This window comes from Dysgonomonas sp. GY75, from assembly GCF_015234155.1.
GTDB classification, from domain to species: Bacteria; Bacteroidota; Bacteroidia; order Bacteroidales; family Dysgonomonadaceae; genus Dysgonomonas; species Dysgonomonas gadei.
The window spans coordinates 273,554-290,522 of the sequence record NZ_JADCLQ010000012.1; the positions used below are offsets into that span (position 1 = coordinate 273,554).

Sequence of the window (16,969 nt, forward strand, 5' to 3'; positions counted from 1 at the left end):
ACTGAATTTATGGAAGTTGCATTTATTTTAGAAAAATTAATCTTCATCGTTCTCGTATTTGCGGTAACAATGCTGTTTGCATTGTATTCCACGTATGCTGAACGAAAAGTCGCCGGATTCCTGCAAGACCGCTACGGGCCTAACCGTGCGGGTCCATTTGGGCTATTGCAACCTATTTGCGATGGCGCTAAACTTTTCTCGAAAGAAGAGTTTATGCCAAACACGCCCAATAAAATACTCTTCGTTGTGGCTCCTGCCATTGCGATGTCTGTATCCTTGTTAGGTGTTGCCGTAATTCCCTGGGCAGAGAAGTTCGAAATACCGGGCTATGGTGAAGTAATGGGTTACATTGGAGATGTAAATGTAGCCGTACTCTACATTGTAGCTGTATTATCTACCAGTGTTTACGGTGTGGTAATCGGTGGTTGGGCGTCTAACAACAAATACTCGCTTATGGGAAGTATCCGCGCAGGTGCCCAGATGATTTCATATGAAATAGCGATGGGATTGTCTATCATTGCGCTGGTGATGATGACCGGATCGCTCAGCCTTGTAGAGATTACTCAACAGCAAAGTGGATGGAATGGATTGCAATGGAATATATGGTATCAGCCCCTGACATTTATCATCTTCCTTGTCTGTTCTTTTGCAGAATGTAACCGTACACCGTTCGACCTTGCCGAGTGTGAGTCGGAGCTGGTAAACGGTCACCATACCGAATATTCATCGTTGGGAATGGGATTCTTCATGTTCTCGGAATATGCAAGTATGTTCTTCTCTTCGGCGTTCATATCCGTACTTTTCTTCGGGGGATATAACTATCCGGGAATCGACTGGGTAAATGAAAACTGGGGATTAAATATAGCAAATGGGCTTGGAGTACTGACTTTATTGGTAAAAACAACATTCTTCATATTCTTCTATATGTGGGTACGTTGGACAATACCGAGATTCAGATACGACCAGCTAATGAAACTGGGATGGAAAATGTTGTTCCCGCTGGCTATCGTGAATATCTTCCTTGTGGGAATAGCTATTCTGATTTTTAAATAAAAAATAAGGATTTGAGATGTCATCAATAAAAGATATATCGTTATCAGGCAAGAAAGTAGAAGTCACCGATAAAAAAATGACTTTTATCGAAAGCATTTATTTGCCTGCTATTGTGCAAGGGATGTGGATTACGATAAAGCATTTCTTTAAAAAGAAAAACACAATCCAGTATCCCGAGCAGCAACGTGAGTTCAGTCCTGTATATCGCGGCCAGCATGTACTGATGCGCGACGATCAAGGACGCGAACGCTGTACTGCCTGCGGACTATGTGCTCTGGCTTGTCCGGCAGAAGCTATTACAATGGTAGCTGCGGAACGTAAAAAGGGCGAGGAACATCTTTACCGGGAAGAAAAATATGCCGCTACATATGAAATCAATATGCTGCGCTGTATATTCTGCGGACTGTGTGAAGACGCTTGCCCTAAAGAAGCGATTTTCCTGACCAAGTCAAAGCTTCTGGTAAAACCTAAGCTGGAAAGAGAAGATTTTATCTATGGCAAGGATAAGCTGGTGATTTCAGTAGAAGATGGTAAAGCACGGAAATACGATTAGCCCCCTAATCCCCCTAGGGGGACTTAGAATGAAATAATGAAATGACGAAAAAATATAATAATATAACGCTCTCCATCGTGGGTTTACCACTCCTCCCTCCGGGGAGGTCGGGAGGGGCTTTAACTAATAATATATGATATCTGTAATTTTTTACATTCTGGCAGCCATTACACTCGGTACAGGTATTTTGACTGTAATATCAAAGAACCCTATCCACAGTGCAGTCTATATGATTATCTGTTTCTTTTCCATATCAGGACATTTTCTGTTGCTGAATGCTTTGTTCCTGGCAGTGGTAAACATTGTGGTCTATGCCGGAGCAATTATGGTATTGTTACTTTTCACCCTCATGTTGATGAACCTCAGTGAGCAACACGAGCCTAAAAAGAAAGTGATAAGCCGTGTAGCAGCCACTGTATCATCCTGCCTGATGGGTATTGTATTACTGGCAGCATTGATAAAATCCGCGCCTGTGGTAGAGACATATAAGGCTGAAGGGCTGGATTACCAGTCGGTAAATATTATCGGACAGGTACTACTCGACGAATACCTTGTTCCGTTCGAGTTTGCTTCTATACTGTTGATAACAGCCATGATCGGAGCCGTATTAATTTCTAAAAAAGAGAAAAAAGCTTAAGCTATGCTGAATAATATATTAGAACAAGTAGGAATCGACAATTACATCTACCTCTGCATACTTTTGTTTACGGTGGGTGCGATAGGGTTGTTGTATCGTCGGAGTACGATAGTGATGCTGATGTCGGTAGAACTGATGCTTGCAGCTGCCAATATGTTGCTTGCAGTATTTTCGGTTTACCATCAGGATACCAGCGGACAGGTGTTTGTAATTTTCTCGCTGGCAGTAGCCGCCGCCGAGGTTGCCGTAGGACTGGCTATTCTGGTAGCCATTTACAGGAATATAGGCACTATCGATATTGATGAATTAAAAAACTTAAAAGGATAAACACGGATGGACACACTATTAGTATTAATACTTCTGCTTAGCCCCTTTGTTGGTTTTTTAATCAATCTGCTCGTTGGCAAAAAATTTCTGGGACGGACAATGCCCGGAATTATCGCCACGTCGGCTGTACTTGTCAGTTTTGTTATCTCACTTGTATTTTTTCTCCGTGTACTTTCTTCGGGTGAAGTTGTACATGTAGACTTATTTCAATGGATTGCTCTCGGTGAGTTCACTACAAACCTGGCCTTCACGCTCGATCAACTGTCTTTGTTATGGTTGTTGTTTGTGACAGGTATTGGTGCGCTGATCCATATCTATTCGATGGGATATATGCACGATGACAGAAATATAGATCGCTTCTTCGCTTATCTCAATCTCTTTATCTTCTTCATGTCGGTACTGGTAGCAGGAGGCAACCTGCTGGTTATGTTTATCGGCTGGGAAGGCGTCGGCCTGTGTTCTTATCTATTGATCGGATTCTGGTCGAGAAATCAAAAATACAATGACGCTGCAAAGAAAGCCTTTATAATGAACCGTATCGGGGACTTAGGCTTCCTTATCGGTATCTTTACACTGGCTTATCTGTTCAAGACAGTGGATTACGACACATTGAAAACGGCCGTATCCACAACATCCAATCCTGAAGTTTCCACATTACTCGGCGTTGCTACTTTAGCCCTATTTGTTGGAGCTACAGGTAAAAGTGCGCAGATACCTTTATATACATGGTTGCCTGATGCAATGGCGGGGCCTACTCCTGTTTCCGCACTGATACATGCCGCTACAATGGTAACAGCCGGTATCTTTATGGTGACACGTCTTAACTTCTTATTTGATTTAACAGAAGGTATTCGATTATTAATAGCCGTTGTGGGAGCAGTAACAGCATTATTCGCCGCATCGATAGCTATTGCACAGACCGACATTAAGAAAGTGCTGGCATATTCCACCGTGTCGCAATTGGGACTTATGTTCCTCGCTTTAGGACTGGGAGCATATCATGTGGCAGTGTTCCATGTTATCACACATGCTTTCTTCAAGGCCTGTCTCTTCCTTGGTTCGGGTTCGGTTATCCATGCGATGGGTGGCGAACAGGACATGCGCAAGATGGGCGGACTAAGGAAAGCCATGCCTAAAACATACTGTACATTCTTAGTATCTACACTATCCATATCGGGAATACCTCTCTTTGCAGGTTTCTTCTCGAAAGACGAAATAATGCTAACAGCTTTCGAGCATAACAAGATACTATGGATACTCGGCGCTTTGGCATCACTGCTGACAGCCTTCTATATGTTCAGGGTACTATACCTGACATTCTTCGGAAAATTCAGAGGAACAGAAGAACAGAAGCATCATTTGCATGAGTCACCGAATACAATGACAATGCCATTAATCATATTAGGATTCTTAGCTGTATTCGGCGGAGTTATCAGCCTTCCTTCTTTCCTTGGTGTTCATAGCTGGTTAAACGGATTTCTTGCACCGATACTGCCAAGCGCAACAGCAGAACATCCGCCTCTGGACATGCAGCTGACAACAGTGATTATCTCATCTCTGATTGCATTTATAGGTCTTGGACTGGCTTACTTCAAATATATTAAGAAATCGGAAGTACCTGCCGAGGATAATAAAATCACAGGATTTGGAAAAGTGCTTTACAATAAATATTATATCGACGAAATATACAATGCATTATTTGTGAAACCAATCTATGCTTTGGCCAATTTCTTCGATAAATATATGGAACAATGGCTCAAAGGCTTCTTCAAAGGAGGGGGCGAACTTGTCGAAGCTGCTTCACCGTACTTCAAGAAGTTGCAGAACGGAAGCCTCGGATTTTATCTGTTCTTCTTTGTGTTAGGTTTCAGCGCACTAATAATCTGTTTATTCCTTGTATAAAAATTTTTAAAGAAACATGAATATCGCTATTATATTAATCATATTATTAGTAGGTGCAATTCTTACTTATTTTTCAGGGAACAGATTTGCCTCCAAGGTTGCTATCCTGTTCAGTGTCGCAGCGGCTATATTCTCTGTTGCCCTATGTCTAAAATTCGGTGCCGCAGGTACAAACTACAGTGCAGAGTGGATAAGCAATCCGAATATATCATTCTCACTCAAAGCCGACGGATTGGCCATCGCCATGATCCTGTTGACAACTATTCTATTACCCATCATTATACTGGCCGCGCATAACCGCGAGTTTAAGAACGAAAAGCTCTTATTCAGCCTTATCATGTTTATGGCTTTTGCCATGACAGGGGCTTTCCTTAGCAGTGACGCGCTACTATATTATGTATTCTGGGAAATGTCGCTTATCCCGATTTACTTCATCATCATACTATGGGGTAACGGAGAGATGACCAAACGCCGCAAGGCAGCCATGACATTCTTCCTGTTCACATTCGCGGGCTCATTGTTTATGATGGCTGCAATTATATACATGTATACGAAGACAGGCAGTTTCCAGTTAGAAGCATTCTATAATGCCAATCTGAGCAATACGGAACAAATATGGATATTCCTTGCCTTCTTCCTTGCTTATGCTATTAAAATACCTATTTTTCCATTCCATACATGGCAGGCTAATGTGTACCAGAAAGCTCCGGCTGTAGGCACAATGCTGCTGGCGGGTCTGATGTCGAAAATGGGGGCATACAGTGTTATACGCTGGCAGATACCGACAACACCTTATGCAGCACAGGAACTAAGAACGGTTGTTCTTATACTCTGTATTATCGGAGTGGTATATGGAGCAATAATGGCTTTGAGACAAGACGACCTGAAACGCTTTATGGCTTATGCCTCACTTTCGCATGTTGGATTTGTGGCAGCAGGTTCATACGCGCTTACGTATGACGGATTGCAGGGAGCGGTGGTGCTTATACTTGCGCACGGTTTCGGTATTGTAGGGCTGTTCTACTCAGTAGACATAATACAAAACCGTACCAATACATTATCTATTAGCAAACTCGGAGGGATCGCATCTCATACGCCCAAATTTACAGTAGCATTCTTCCTTGCCATATTATCCTCTATCGGAGTGCCGTTGACATTTAACTTTATCGGAGAGTTTACTATTATGTACGGTCTCTATGAAGTAAATCTATGGTATGCCCTGACAATAGGCACATCATTATTCCTCGGAGCGCTCTTTATGTTGCGGATGTTTCAACAAGTAATGCTTGGAGAGCCTTCCGAAACTAAGTTCAGAGACCTGTCGAAAACAGAAATATTCGTGTTTAGTCTGATCGTAACCGTGCTGATATTCTTCGGGGTATATGTAAAACCGGTAACAGACCTTGTTTCTTCTAGTTTAGAGGATATTGTAATGCATATTAAGTAGCAGATAGTATTTAAGATACATTGTTGAATCATAATTTATTATTGCTGTTTTACATACTAAAATAACAAATAGGTCTGTGACCTTAATAGATAAAAATTTAGTCAGATATATAATGAGTACATTGATAGCCATCTCGGGATTAGGAATTATTTGCCTGTTATTAGAGATTCTCAATTTAAGAAAGATCCTTATACCTGTCACCCTTATCGGTTTGATAGCAGCATTGGGATTGACTGTTACCGAATTTTATCTGGGAGAGTCGTTCCTTGGCACGGATAAATACAACATGGTGGTAACAAGCGGATTTTCGCAAGGGTTTTCCATTTTATTCATCGTCCTTGCCATTCTCATCATTACGATGAGCCCCAAATTCTATCAGGACAAGATGGTAAAAATCGCCGACTATGTAGCCCTGAAAGTATTTATGCTCGCGGGAGCCGTAGCAATGGTTTCGTTCGGTAATTTCGCCATGTTCTTTATTGGCCTCGAAGTACTTTCCATTGCAGCCTATGTATTGGCGGCAAGCGAACCGAAAAACCTGAAAAGTAATGAGGCGGGTATGAAATATTTCATAATGGGTGCATTTGCTTCCAGTTTCATTCTCTTCGGTATCGCTCTGGTGTACGGTGCAACAGGCTCATTTGATATAAATGAAATAGCTGTAAATTCGATGCTATCGGGAATGCCTTTATGGTTCAGCATCGGCTTTATTATGATATCGGCGGGTATGCTCTTTAAGGCATCTATCGTTCCGTTCCATTTCTGGGCACCCGATGTATATGAAGGCTCCCCTACCCTTGTCACTGCTATAATGAGCACGCTGGTAAAGGTAGCTGCAATAGGCGCTTTATACAAAATAGTAAGTATCCTTGCCGCAGGTATAACCCCGGCTTATCAGATAGCCCTGATCGTACTTTCGATACTGACTATGACAGTAGGTAACATCACCGCAATGAAACAGTCCAATATCAAACGTATGATGGCTTACTCGGGTATCTCGCATGCAGGATTCATGATGATGACATTGCTGGCTATAGGAAGCTCTGCCAATACAGTTTTATATTACGCTGCGGCGTACAGTCTTGCCGGAGTGGCCGCATTCGCTGTTATACTGGGTGTATGCAGAGGTAAGGACAACGAAGATGTTTCCAATTTCTTCGGGCTCATAAAACGGCAACCAGCGATGACAGCAGTAATGATATGCGCATTCCTTTCACTGAGCGGTATCCCCATCTTTGCCGGATTCTTCGCCAAATTCTTTGTATTCGGACAAATGTTGCAAACAAACCATCTGATACTGGTTATATTCGGTATAATCAACTCTGTAATAGCTGTATCATATTATCTGGGCGTTGCTAATGTAATGATTACAAAAGAACCTGAAACAACCGAACGATTGAGAGTACCATTCGAATATAAAGCGGTTGCTGTCGCAGCTATTGTACTCAATTTATTGCTGGGTATCTTCCCTAATCTTATTATGGGACTGACTTTGTAAAGAAGAAATAAAAATGATATATGGAAAGAGCAGGCCGGACAGTCTGCTCTTTTCAGTTTATGTAAATTCAAATATGTCCTCTATCGGTGCTTTAAGGACTCTGGATATATCAATTCCCAGTTTGAGAGACGGGTTATACTTGCCTGCTTCGAGACGAATAATCGTTTCACGGCGGACATTTACTTTCTCAGCCAGTTCTTCCTGTGTGAGACCTGCCAATATACGGTATTCCTTGAGATGACTTATAAATTCCGGCATCGGGTTAGGTATAACGCTCATAATAAAAGAAAGCACTAACATACGTTATAGTAAATCCTGCAACCCCAAAAGCACTTACCACAATAAAGAAAATGGAAGTCACTGGGAAATAGGCAGGGACAAGACCTATCACAAATAGAGTCAGAAAGGGTATTCTACTTGCCATTGTAACCGCCTTTTTATGATTTTCCAGCATTCTCTCGTCTTGTCTTTGCCTGATTATATAATTTAAGAAATAATAGGCAAAGAAAGCAAAATATGAAAATAAAAATAACTTACTCACATCTCCTGTCTTAAAATAATCCAAACCTTGAAAGCCTATAATTCCTAATATCCACATCCATTTGGCCGGATACTTTACTTGCTTATTATCATCTTTCATAATGTTATATATTTATGATTTGTGACAAATATATCACTTTTTATTATAGTGACAAATATATCACATAAAAAAGTTAGAATATAATAGAAAAACTTTATCTATGAATAGGAACCATCAGCCTTCAGATTAGAGTTATTAGTTCTTTGAAAAAATAATTAGCAGATTAGCAAATGAGTGATAAGTGTAACCTTTGTTACCTTTTTGTAAAAAATATGAGTAGACAAGATACCGGATCAGGTAAAAATACTGTAACCTTTGTTACTTTTTTAAGAGTTACGATTTACTTCACCTTTCGCAGTTACGGGTTATAAGGAAAAGAGTTCTTAATTTTTCATTCTTAATTCTTAATTGCTTTCCCTGTTACTTTTGTTACCTTTTATACTTTAGTGAAACAAGTAGAAAATATTCAATTATTCTTAACAAATACGTGCTGTTATTTAATTAGTATACCTGTTACTTTTGTTACTTTTTATTTTTACCAGTAAAAGAATCTTATAATAAATATCTTTAATATAGGATATATTGGCGCTTATAGTCTGTAATTAGCTAAATAATAATTTGTAACTTTGAGAGTCTTAATTAAACGAAAAATCTAAAAAAACAAATGAAAAAAGTAAGTGTGGGCTTATTGCTCTTCTTTGTATTTTCGATAACTATTTTTGCCCAGCAGCAGTATCGAAGACCTGTAAAACCGACAAAGAATGTCATAGTAATGATACCGGATGGAACATCTATCGGAGTTGTTTCGGCCGCACGCTGGTATCAGATTTATAATAAGCTGGGTGGAGATAATCTGGCTGTTGACCCTTATCTGTGCGGTACGGTGAAAACATTTTCATCCAATGCACCTATTGGTGATTCTGCCCCTACTACCTCATGTTATATGACGGGAATGCCACAGCAGACCGGTAATGTAGCTATTTATCCAGTTGCTGATCCTGAAAACGATCTGATACCTGTAGATCCGGCTATGGCCTACCAGCCTTTGCCTACTGTATTAGAAGCTGCTAAATATCAACAAAATAAAGCGACAGGCCTGGTAGTAACAGTGGAGTTTCCTCATGCTACTCCTGCTGATTGTTCGGCACATTATTACGCACGTGGCAAATACGAATATATAGCGTCTCAGATGGCATACCAGAATCTGGATGTAATGTTTGGAGGGGGAAATTCCATACTGACAGACGATATCAAACAGCATTTCAAAAATACCGGCACCACGCTGATTCAGGATGACATCAAAACTTTCAGGTCTTTTAATGGAAAAGAAAAAGTATGGGCATTATTCAATGAAAGGGAATTACCGTACGATCTGGACAGGGACCCTGAAGTAATCCCATCGTTACAGGAGATGACCCAAAAAGCACTAGACAGGCTGTCTCAGAACGAAAACGGATTCTTCCTTATGGTGGAGGGCAGCAAAGTAGACTGGTCGGCGCATGGAAATGATGCTGTGGGATGTATTACAGAATACCTGGCCTTTGACAAAGCAGTAGCTACAGTAATGGACTTTGCAAAGAAAAACGGTGAAACAACAGTTATAGTACTTCCCGATCATGGAAACAGTGGATTCACTATCGGTCGCAGAGACTTGAAAAGCTATGATAAAGCAACCCTTGACGACTTGTTTAAGAATGTATCGAAGTTTAAGAAGACAGGCGAAGGATTAGAAAGGATCTTACTGAAATCTAAACCGGAAGATTTTAAATCGATATTTAAAGAATACACGGATATTGATCTGAACGAGGAAGAATTAAATCTGTTGTTGAGTTCAAAGAACTATAAAGAAGCAGATTATATGAAGGTCAGCAACAGCGTAAATATGGGTTCCAGCATTATTAACATTATGGATTCACATACTTACTTTGGCTTTACCACCGGAGGGCACACCGGAGAAGAAGTATTTCTTGCAGCTTATCATCCCAATGGAGACATACCTGTAGGTATGAATACAAATGTGGAGATCAATCAGTATCTGTGCGCTGCGCTGGGGTTGAAAACCTCTTTACCCGAAATGAGACAGGAAATATTTGCAAAGCATACGGATGTATTTAAAGGTATGGACTATACAATAGATAAGTCTACCGATTTTCCTGTATTGAAAGTAAAGAAAGGAAATGTAACTTTATCTGTTCCCGCCTTCAAATCGGTAGTGTACTTAAATAATCAGCCTATTGCACTGCCTTCAGTTGTAGTCTATATAGATAAAAATGATACATTTTATCTGCCGAAGAGCCTGGCCGCTAAGTTATAATTAATATAGTGATAAAATAAAAGGACTGAAAAATTCAGTCCTTTTATTTTATCTTCCTAAACTTGCTATGTTTATCGAATCCAGGACGGTTGCCATCTTCCCTTTATGGAGATAGTACCAGACAGGATTTTTACTTACAGGTTTCACAGTAGCATCCGGCTTATAGAACGTTCTTTCTATATCGTTATCGCAGGTAAAATATTCAGCCAGATCGATAGGCTCATTGCCTTTGGATGTTACGATGAACATTCTTCCACCGATAACAAAATAGCCATACGGGTTTTCGTCGGCACGGAACATATTGCACCATGAGTTATCTATCGCTGTGACGTCAAAGTAGAGTTGACCGTTTTTCCTGGAGAATGCTATTTTTGTAGCCGGCCATAAGAATCCTTTATTCTTCCGGAGAATCATACTATGTATATCGGAAGCTGCAAATTCAATAGCTTCGTCTTTCACTTCGATATAGGTCAGAGTAACCTTGTCTTTCTCTATTTTTGTACGGGGAGGTGTAGCAAATGTTTGTAATGAACAAAATGTGATGAGGATAAATAGAAGTCTTGCTTTAATCATAAGTAATATAAGTATATAATTAGTTCCGGTGCAAAAGTATAAAACTTTATTAGTTTTATCTATACTAAAATCAAAATGCTATAAATAGTTAATGTTTTTTTTCAAGTCAAACTATTATTTTACATTTGCGACAAGGAAATTAAATAATCATAACTTATTAAGAGTATGCGTAATATAATACAAAATATAAAAAAAATAACGCTATTCCTTTTCGGTGTCATTCTCATTATATGGGGTTACAAGGTAAATGCAGCGAATAATACAGCTAAAGCTGAAGAAGAGAAAGATAAGGCCACTAAGGAGGTAGAGGTTCTGCCTGTCGCTACAACTGAAAAAGAAGAAGACAAACCTCAAACGGAACAGCCTGCGGAACCGCAAGCAAAAGAGGTGAAGAAGGAAACTCCTGTGAATACTCCGGCGAAACCGAAAGCTGCATCTACTGTACCCGCTGTAAAAAAAGAAGTGGAGAAGAAAATAGAAGAAGAGCCGAAGAAAGTAGAAGAACCAAAACAAACAATAATAGAAAAAGCGACTCCGGAAGAAGCTTCAGGAACCGAGTAATAAATAATGGAGTTATTATACAAGGCACAGACGCGTTTCCTATTTCATGCTCATATAAAAATTAAAATATCTGCTTTTTATGAGGACGATATTTTGGATGAGTTGTATACTGTTTTGGAGGATATAGACAAAAAATATAACTCCTATCAGCCGGATTCATATATTGACCGGATAAATAAACATGCAGGACACTTTGTTGAGGTTGACGATGAAACGGTTAAGATATTAGAGCGGATTATCAGCTTTTCCGCCTATTTCGATGGTACATACGATATTACTATCATGCCGCTGCTTCGTCTATGGGGTTTCTACAAGGATAGACAACGAGGAATACCCTCTTCTGAGGAACTCATAGCGGCAAAGAAACTAATTGATTACCGCAGAATTGAAATAGAAGGAAACCGTGTCAGGATAGCAGAAGGTCAGGAGATTATCACAGGTTCGTTTATCAAGGCTTTTGCAGTTGACAAACTTGTGGAAAAGATGGCCAATATTGGTATTACGGATGCTATTATCAATGCAGGAGGAAGTACTATACGGGCAATCAATAACGAATCGCATCCGGCTTGGCAGGTAATAGCAAGAAACCCTGATGATGAGCAACTGCTTTTTAACTTGGATATCAGTAACCAATGCTTCTCAACTTCATCCCAAGACAAGACTTTTGTGAATATAGAAGGGATAAAGTACGGACATATATTGAATCCTAAAACTGGATTTCCATCCACCACTAAACAAATTGGTATAATAAGCGATAGTTGCATGGTTGGAGACATACTCTCCACCGCATTGTTTAATGAAACGGCGGAAGGATTTCTGCAAAAAGCAGATATGCTGGCTCCCTATTTCACGTTTGAAGGCTTCATTATAGATGAGAATAACAGGATGACCTGTACTAAAGGATTTGATGCTTTAGCTCATCATTTATAATTCATAACTTATAATCAATATTCTGCTTATGATGCATATTTTTTCGATGAAGAGCAAGACTAAGAAGCTAAAGATTCAGCCTCTCGAAGATGCCACTGTTCTTTACATTCCTTTACTCAGATCCTATGGCAGTATGCCCGAACCGGTTGTGAATGTAGGCGACAAGGTAAAGAAATACCAATTGATAGCACGGAGTATAAACCATATGCCGGCTAATATGCATTCTCCCGTTTCGGGAATAGTGACCGATATAAGGGAAGCTTTGCAGGCTGACGGTTTTATGGCGACTACAATTGTGATAAGTAACGATTTTGAAGAGACCGAGGTCGAACTGCCAAAAGATAACACTGATCTATACACTTCCGGGCAATTGATAGAACTGATAGAAGCTGCCGGAATAGTCGGCGAAGGTGGAGCACAGTTTCCTGCCTCTCTGAAATATAAGCTTGAAGGGCACAAGATAAATACCTTTATCATAAATGGAACAGAATGTGAACCGTACCTGACGGCCGATTATGCTTTGATGGCAGAACGTACAGAAGAACTATTCAAAGGGATTGGCATAGCAAACAGAATACTTCAGGCAGATGATATTGTCATCACTATAGAAGAACAGAATAAGGAGCTTCAGAAGATATTCAGTCCATTTCTTCAAAAAGCCGGATATAAGAACTACCGTGTTGTAGTTCTCCCGAATGAATATCCTCAAGGTGGCGAACTCCAGCTTATCAGGTCGGTAACGGGAATTGAGTTGCCCCGCTCTCAACGTCCCCGTGATATAGGAGTTATTGTCAGTAATGTAGGAACTATTTGTGCCATATATGACGCAGTGGTAAACCGCCATCCGGTAATCAGCAGGACAATAACCATATCGGGAGAGGAATCACTCAACGAAGGTAATTTCGAGGTTAAGATCGGTACTCCTGTCGGTCATTTTATAGGCCTGTTCGGCTTGTCTGTTACCAATAAAACAGTTGTATTAGGAGGCCCTATGATGGGACGGGGTATTACCGACTGGAATGTACCTGTCTCGAAAGGATCATCCGGAGTACTGTTCTTCCGTAAAGAGAGAATTAAACGAAGCAATTGTATATCCTGCGGATATTGTGTCGATGTATGTCCCATGCATTTGATGCCGATGAAGTTCGAAGAGAATTTCCGCAGGGGAAAATACTTCAATCTCGAGAAATATAGCATTAGCAGCTGTATAGAATGCGCTGCTTGCGAATATATCTGTCCGAGTAATGTGCCCCTGATCGAGAGTATAAAGGAGGGAAAAATCAAATTAAAACAACTGGCAGATGCAATACGATAAAATGATATATGCTCCTTTTGTAAGGAAAGATGTGAGTACCAGCAAAATAATGACCGATGTCATTATCTCTTTACTACCCTGTATAGCCATATCATATCTGGCCTTCGGCTTTGTTCCATTGATGGTGATACTCGTAGCAGTGGGCAGTGCATTGGTAACCGAATTTATCTTTTCCTCTATTTTTTTCAAACAGACTGATTCTATTGCTGATGGTTCGGCCATTATAACGGGTATCCTGTTATCGTTTACCATTGCGCCTTTTACACCGCTGTATGTTGTTGCGTTCGGCGGCGCTATGGCTGTTCTCTTTGGAAAGTTGCTATGGGGCGGAGTCGGACGTAATATATTCAATCCGGCATTGGTGGGGCGCGAGTTTATGGCGATATTCTTTCCCGTGGTAATGACTTCCCGTAGCATATGGTATGATAAAACAGCCGTTAATATAGCCGAACTTAATCTTATCGGAGATAATTTTTTCGACCAGTTGATATATAAAGCATCGGGGGCAATAGGAGAATACTCTGCTTTACTGCTAGTCGCAGGAGGGATATTTCTTCTGATACGTCGCCGGATTTCTTGGCATATACCTACTGCTTTACTAATCGCATTCACCGCTTTATTATTAATATTCTCTACATATACTTCATATAGAATACAGTTTTCTCTTGGAGGCTTGTTATTGGGGGCTATCTTTATGGCTACCGATATGCCCTCCAGTGCCTCTACTAAATGTGGGAAACTCTATTATGGCGCAATGATAGGTATTGTGGCTATTATCTGCATTCTCAATGATGTGAAATACGAATATATGTCTTATTCGATTCTTCTGCTCAATGCTTTTGTACATCCAGTCAACTGGGTATTCCGCCCAAAGGTATGGGGAGAGAAGCTGGATCTATATACACGTCTGTGGCAGGCATTATCCGTCACAGCTGCTATTCTGATCGCTACATTTGCTGTAATATACCTACATCACTTAGGAGCTATTATGTATCTGATATTTATCTTCATCCTGTATTGTGTGGTGAGATTCATTGCTAAGGATATAAGGCGGGATACAGTTAATGATTAACAGTCGCCATAGAACAAATAAGATCATGTATTATATACAAAATACTTAAAACATATATCATTAATCAGAGCAGAGATCACACAGAGCATATGTACAACAAAAGATTTAAAAATATTGACGTATCTTTGTTTCTTAACAAAACAATGATAAATATAAATTCAAAATAATGGTGAATAAGAAGCCTCTGATACTGATAACAAATGATGACGGATATCAGGCAAAAGGCATAAATGAATTGATAGAAAGCGTAAAAGGATTAGGTGAAATAATAGTGGTGGCTCCGGACGGCCCCCGTTCGGGAATGTCGAGCGCAATAACTTCGTTACAACCATTGCGGGCGCATTTAATTAAAGACGAAGCAGACCTGAAAATATACAGTTGTACTGGAACTCCGGTCGATTGTGTAAAATTGGGTATAACCGAACTCACCGAACGCCAACCCGACATTGTACTTTCTGGAATCAATCATGGCTCGAATGCAGCTGTTGCCGTACTATACTCAGGAACAATGGGGGCTGCAATGGAAGGTGCTGTATTTAAAATACCATCTGTCGGTTTTTCGCTTTTGGACCATGATCATCATGCGGATTTCTCTGCCTGTCATAAGTATACACGCATGCTTACATCTCAGGTACTAAAGGACGGATTACCGACGGGAACATGTCTTAACGTAAACATACCGAAAGGACATGATATAAAAGGGCTAAAAATATGCCGTCAGACATCAGGGAAATGGACGAATGAATTTGTTCTATCGAAGGATGGCGCCAACAAACAGATATATTGGCTCGCCGGGGAATTTACCAATGATGAGCCATACGATGAAAATACTGATGAATGGGCGCTATCTCACAATTATGTTGCGGTTGTTCCCGTAAAAGTGGATATGACGAATCATGATTACCTGGAACCGATAAGGGCTTGGGAGAATTTAATTTAGTTATAAATTATAAGTTATGGGTTATGAGTTGCTGTCATTCATACCATGCATGACTGCTAACTGTTGACTGCTGACTGTTAACTGATATTTATGAAATATTTTCTTGTAGCGGGAGAAGCCTCCGGCGACCTGCACGGGTCGAATCTGATGGCGGCATTAAAAGAGCAGGATGCAAATGCAGAGTTCTGTTTTCTGGGTGGTGACCTCATGCAGGCACAGGGAGGCAGACTGGTAAAGCATTACAGAGAAATGGCCTTTATGGGCTTTATACCTGTATTGCTTAACCTCAGGACTATTCTGCGCAACATGAAAATGTGCAATGAGGAAATTATCAGGTTTCAGCCTGATGTACTTATACTTATAGATTATCCGGGCTTTAACCTTAAAGTGGCCAAATATATAAAGACACATACACAGATACCTGTCTATTATTACATCTCGCCGAAAGTATGGGCATGGAAAGAATACAGGGTAAAATCATTCAAAAAGTATGTGGATGAAATGTTGTCTATCCTTCCGTTCGAAGTAGACTTCTATAAAAAGCATAACTACCGGATCGACTATGTAGGTAACCCTGTAGTGGACGCAGTGGCAAATTTCAGAGAAGAGAACAAAGACGACACACGGGATAAATTCATCTCAGAAAACAAGCTGGATAATAAACCTATTATTGCGCTGTTAGCAGGAAGTCGGCAACAGGAGATAAAAGACAACCTGCCGGCAATGCTCGAATCGATAGAAAAATTTACCGATTACCAGCCTGTCATAGCCGGAGCACCTGCAATAGAAGCAGATTACTATAAGAAATACATTGGAGATAAGCCTTGTAAGATAATTTTCGGACAAACATACCGTTTACTTGAATATTCAGAAGCAGCTTTGGTTACCTCAGGTACGGCAACACTGGAGACGGCCCTGTTCCGTGTTCCACAGGTTGTATGCTACGAAACCCCGATACCTCATGTCGTATATTGGGTATTTAAGAACGTACTTCACACAAAATATATTTCGCTGGTGAATCTGATTTCCGATAAAACAGTGGTACAGGAATTGTTCGCCAAATTCTTTTCTGTCGAAGCTATAAGAAATGAAACTGACAGGCTATTGAATGACATTCCTTATCGTAACAGGATGTTATCGGAATATGATGAAATAATAAACATACTGGGTAAGCCGGGCGCATCCGGACATGCAGCAAAGATTATTATAGATAAATTGAAAAAGGGGAAATAGATTCCCCTTTTTTCTACTCTCTATCTATTTATAT

General features: G+C 40.3%; 17 protein-coding genes. 14 read left to right on the forward strand and 3 right to left on the reverse strand.

What is annotated here, in order from left to right; translation table 11 throughout:
* The first annotated feature begins 9 nt into the window (after positions 1-9).
* The 7 genes from nuoH to IR083_RS06530 all read left to right on the forward strand — a co-directional run bounded on the left by nuoH (position 10) and on the right by IR083_RS06530 (position 7,417).
* Positions 10-1,053, forward strand: coding sequence for an NADH-quinone oxidoreductase subunit NuoH (nuoH, locus tag IR083_RS06500; RefSeq protein ID WP_194223676.1), 1,044 nt, complete (start codon positions 10-12; stop codon positions 1,051-1,053).
* A gap of 16 nt (positions 1,054-1,069) precedes the next feature.
* On the forward strand, positions 1,070-1,606 hold the full coding sequence (locus IR083_RS06505; protein ID WP_006798589.1) for a NuoI/complex I 23 kDa subunit family protein: 537 nt from the start codon (positions 1,070-1,072) through the stop codon (positions 1,604-1,606).
* A gap of 133 nt (positions 1,607-1,739) precedes the next feature.
* Positions 1,740-2,243, forward strand: a complete 504-nt coding sequence (locus tag IR083_RS06510; protein ID WP_194223677.1) for an NADH-quinone oxidoreductase subunit J — start codon at positions 1,740-1,742, stop codon at positions 2,241-2,243.
* A 3-nt stretch (positions 2,244-2,246) separates the two neighbouring features.
* Positions 2,247-2,570: an NADH-quinone oxidoreductase subunit NuoK gene (gene nuoK / locus IR083_RS06515; RefSeq protein WP_006798591.1), complete on the forward strand. Its 324-nt coding sequence runs from the start codon at positions 2,247-2,249 to the stop codon at positions 2,568-2,570.
* Positions 2,571-2,576: 6 nt separating this feature from the next.
* Positions 2,577-4,472 (forward strand): NADH-quinone oxidoreductase subunit L, encoded by a 1,896-nt coding sequence (gene nuoL, locus IR083_RS06520; RefSeq protein ID WP_194223678.1) that lies wholly within the window; start codon positions 2,577-2,579, stop codon positions 4,470-4,472.
* 16 nt (positions 4,473-4,488) lie between these two features.
* Positions 4,489-5,919: a NuoM family protein gene (locus tag IR083_RS06525; protein ID WP_194223679.1), complete on the forward strand. Its 1,431-nt coding sequence runs from the start codon at positions 4,489-4,491 to the stop codon at positions 5,917-5,919.
* A 112-nt stretch (positions 5,920-6,031) separates the two neighbouring features.
* Positions 6,032-7,417 (forward strand): NADH-quinone oxidoreductase subunit N, encoded by a 1,386-nt coding sequence (locus tag IR083_RS06530; RefSeq protein ID WP_194223680.1) that lies wholly within the window; start codon positions 6,032-6,034, stop codon positions 7,415-7,417.
* 57 nt (positions 7,418-7,474) lie between these two features.
* On the opposite strand, the gene IR083_RS06535 is transcribed toward IR083_RS06530, so the two are convergent.
* Together IR083_RS06535 and IR083_RS06540 are read right to left on the reverse strand one after the other, a co-directional pair.
* A complete protein-coding gene (locus IR083_RS06535) occupies positions 7,475-7,675 on the reverse strand; it encodes a helix-turn-helix transcriptional regulator (protein ID WP_044215596.1) in 201 nt (66 codons plus the stop codon).
* Positions 7,676-7,679: 4 nt separating this feature from the next.
* Positions 7,680-8,057 (reverse strand): DUF3796 domain-containing protein, encoded by a 378-nt coding sequence (locus IR083_RS06540; RefSeq protein WP_006798596.1) that lies wholly within the window; start codon positions 8,055-8,057, stop codon positions 7,680-7,682.
* 604 nt (positions 8,058-8,661) lie between these two features.
* Here IR083_RS06540 and IR083_RS06545 point away from each other — a divergent pair.
* Complete coding sequence (locus IR083_RS06545) at positions 8,662-10,311, forward strand: alkaline phosphatase (RefSeq protein ID WP_194223681.1); 1,650 nt, start codon at positions 8,662-8,664, stop codon at positions 10,309-10,311.
* Positions 10,312-10,359: 48 nt separating this feature from the next.
* Here IR083_RS06545 and IR083_RS06550 read toward each other — a convergent pair whose 3' ends face one another.
* Positions 10,360-10,884 (reverse strand): hypothetical protein, encoded by a 525-nt coding sequence (locus IR083_RS06550; RefSeq protein ID WP_006798598.1) that lies wholly within the window; start codon positions 10,882-10,884, stop codon positions 10,360-10,362.
* A 165-nt stretch (positions 10,885-11,049) separates the two neighbouring features.
* Here IR083_RS06550 and IR083_RS06555 point away from each other — a divergent pair, with 165 nt between their 5' ends.
* From IR083_RS06555 to lpxB, 6 genes are all read left to right on the forward strand, one after another.
* Positions 11,050-11,445, forward strand: a complete 396-nt coding sequence (locus IR083_RS06555; RefSeq protein ID WP_194223682.1) for a hypothetical protein — start codon at positions 11,050-11,052, stop codon at positions 11,443-11,445.
* A gap of 6 nt (positions 11,446-11,451) precedes the next feature.
* Entirely contained in the window at positions 11,452-12,375 is a 924-nt protein-coding gene (locus IR083_RS06560; RefSeq protein ID WP_194223683.1) for an FAD:protein FMN transferase, read from the forward strand.
* A 28-nt stretch (positions 12,376-12,403) separates the two neighbouring features.
* On the forward strand, positions 12,404-13,690 hold the full coding sequence (gene rsxC / locus IR083_RS06565; RefSeq protein WP_194223684.1) for an electron transport complex subunit RsxC: 1,287 nt from the start codon (positions 12,404-12,406) through the stop codon (positions 13,688-13,690).
* On the forward strand, positions 13,677-14,762 hold the full coding sequence (locus tag IR083_RS06570; RefSeq protein WP_194223685.1) for an RnfABCDGE type electron transport complex subunit D: 1,086 nt from the start codon (positions 13,677-13,679) through the stop codon (positions 14,760-14,762). The genes rsxC and IR083_RS06570 overlap by 14 nt, the downstream gene beginning before the upstream one ends.
* Before the next feature lie 166 nt (positions 14,763-14,928).
* Complete coding sequence (gene surE / locus IR083_RS06575; RefSeq protein WP_194223686.1) at positions 14,929-15,702, forward strand: 5'/3'-nucleotidase SurE; 774 nt, start codon at positions 14,929-14,931, stop codon at positions 15,700-15,702.
* Between the two features lie 90 nt (positions 15,703-15,792).
* Positions 15,793-16,935 (forward strand): lipid-A-disaccharide synthase, encoded by a 1,143-nt coding sequence (gene lpxB / locus IR083_RS06580; RefSeq protein WP_194223687.1) that lies wholly within the window; start codon positions 15,793-15,795, stop codon positions 16,933-16,935.
* Positions 16,936-16,969: the final 34 nt, after the last annotated feature.